Here is a 2,500-nt window from a genome sequence, read left to right as displayed (position 1 = left end):
ACCAGCGCGCTGAAGACGCCGGTCGAGTTCGCCCAGCCCGTCCCGTCCTTCCTGCCGGAGACGTGGCATCCGGAGAACTACGCGACCGCCTGGACGAACATGCGGATCGGCAAGTTCTTCCTGAACACCGTCTACTACGCGGTCGGCGGCTGGCTCATCCAGCTGACCGTCGACGTGGCGGTGGCCTATGCGCTGAGCAAACTGCGGCCGATCTTCGGGCGGATCATCCTCGGCGCCATGCTGGCCAGCCTGATGCTGCCGGCCGCCGCGTTGCTGGTGCCGGCCTATCTGACCGTCGCCGACGTGCCGATCTTCGGGTGGAACCTGCTGAACACCCCGTGGGCGCTCTGGCTGCCGGCCGTCGCCAACGCCTTCAACGTGTACGTGCTGAAGCGCTTCTTCGACCAGATCCCCGACGACCTGCTGGATGCCGCGGCGATCGACGGCGCGGGCCGGCTGCGGGTGCTGTGGTCGATCGTGCTGCCGCTGTCCCGCCCGGTGCTCGGCGTGGTGTCGATCTTCGCGATCATCGGGATCTGGAAGGACTTCCTCTGGCCGCTGCTGGTGTTGCAGGACCCGGAGAAGCAGACGCTGAGCGTCGCGCTGAGCCGGCTCGCGAACACCAGTCAGGTGCCACAGACGGAGTTCATGGCGGGGCTCGTCATCGCCTCCGTACCCATGATCGTGATCTTCCTGATCTTCCAGCGCAGCATCATCGGCGGCCTTTCCGCAGGGTCGATGAAGGGCTGAGCCGGCCGGGCGGTCAACGCTGATCGCCTGTGCCGACCGTGCCCGAAAAAAGCCCAAAAAACTGGGAAAGAGGTAGCAGTGGCTGACCACAAGACGTGGTGGCGCGACGCGGTGATCTACCAGATCTACCCGCGCAGCTTCGCCGACGCGGACGGCGACGGTGTCGGCGACATCGACGGCATCCGCGCGCGACTGGGTCACCTGCGTGATCTCGGCGTCGACGCGATCTGGATGAGTCCCTGGTATCCGTCGCCGATGGCCGACGCCGGCTACGACGTCGCCGACTTCCGCGACATCGACCCGGCCTTCGGCACGCTGGCCGGCGCCGAAGCGCTGATCGAGGAGGCGCACGAGGCCGGCATCCGGATGATCGTCGACATCGTGCCCAACCACGTGTCCAGCGAGCACCCGTGGTTCAAGGCCGCCATCGCGTCGCCCGGCGCCAAGGAGCGCGACTACTTCTGGTTCCGGCCCGGACGAGGCGCCGGCGGCGAGCTCATGCCGACCGACTGGCGCGGCGAGTTCGGCGGCACGACCTGGACGCGGGCGCCGGACGGCGAGTGGTACCTGCACCTGTTCACGCCCGAGCAGCCCGACCTCAACTGGGAACACCCCGACGTGCGCGCCGAGTTCGAGGACATCCTGCGGTTCTGGTTCGACCGCGGCGTGGACGGGATCCGGATCGACTCGGCGGCGCTGCTGCTCAAGGACCCCGCGCTGCCCGAGGTCACCGACGGCGCCCCGCACCCGTTCCACGACCTCGACGGGATCCACGACGTCTACCGCGGGTGGCGGCGGGTCGCCGACGAGTACGACAGCCGCGCGCTGATCGGCGAGGTGTGGATGCCCGAGGTCGAGCGCTTCACCAAGTACCTGCGGCCCGACGAGCTGCACGCCGCGTTCAACTTCGACTTCCTCGGCTGCGCCTGGGATCCGGCCCTGATGCGCGCCTGCATCGACCGCACCCTGCACGCGCACGAGGCGATCGGCGCACCGGCCACCTGGGTGCTGTCCAATCACGACGTCACCCGGCACGTCACCCGGTACGGCCGCGCCGACACCACGTTCAGCTTCGACAACAACCTCGACGGCACGCCGGTCGACCTGGAGCTCGGCACCCGCCGCGCCCGCGCCGCCGCGTTGCTGTCGCTGTCCCTGCCCGGCGCCACCTACGTCTACCAGGGCGAGGAGCTCGGCCTCTGGGAGAACGAGAGCATCCCCCCGGAGCGGTTCCAGGATCCGATGTGGGGCCGGCGCGGCCACTCCCGCGACGGCGCCCGGGTGCCACTGCCGTGGACCGGGGACGAAGCGCCGTTCGGCTTCACGACGGGGGAGCCGTGGCTGCCCCAGCCCGCCGAGTGGAAGGACCGCACGGTCCAGGCCCAGACCGGCGACCCGAGTTCGATGCTGGAGCTCTACCGCGCGGCGATCCGCCTGCGCCGCGCGGAAGAGGGACTGCATCAGGGCACGATGGCGTGGCTCGAGGCCGCGCCGGGGGTGCTCGCGTACACCCGTGGACAGTCGTTCGCGTGTGTGCTCAACATGTCCGGTGCCGCGGTCCCCCTTCCACCGCATCGGACGTGCCTCCTCGCCAGTGGCCCACTCGACGGCTCGTCCCTGCCGCCGGACACGGCCGTCTGGCTTCGCATGTGACGCTTCATGGAGGAAGGTCATGTCCCCTTGGAAGAAGGCGCTGCTCGCCGGCGCCGCCCTCCTGCTGATCCCCGCCGCCCCCGCCAACGCCGCCGGT

At 69.6% G+C, this 2,500-nt stretch carries 2 protein-coding genes; both read left to right on the top strand.

Going from position 1 to position 2,500, the window contains the following annotated elements; all coding sequences use genetic code 11:
• Positions 1-750, top strand: a 750-nt coding sequence (locus AB0M20_RS37965) for a carbohydrate ABC transporter permease (protein WP_364305686.1), incomplete at its 5' end; no start/stop codon positions are given.
• Between the two features lie 78 nt (positions 751-828).
• The gene (locus tag AB0M20_RS37960; protein WP_364305685.1) at positions 829-2,403 is read left to right on the top strand and encodes a glycoside hydrolase family 13 protein; all 1,575 of its coding nucleotides are present in this window, start codon (positions 829-831) and stop codon (positions 2,401-2,403) included.
• Positions 2,404-2,500: the final 97 nt, after the last annotated feature.

Source organism: Actinoplanes sp. NPDC051633 (assembly GCF_040681735.1).
Classification (GTDB): domain Bacteria; phylum Actinomycetota; class Actinomycetes; order Mycobacteriales; family Micromonosporaceae; genus Actinoplanes.
Note: the sequence above shows the minus strand (reverse complement) of the source record. Positions and strands in the feature narration are given on the sequence as shown.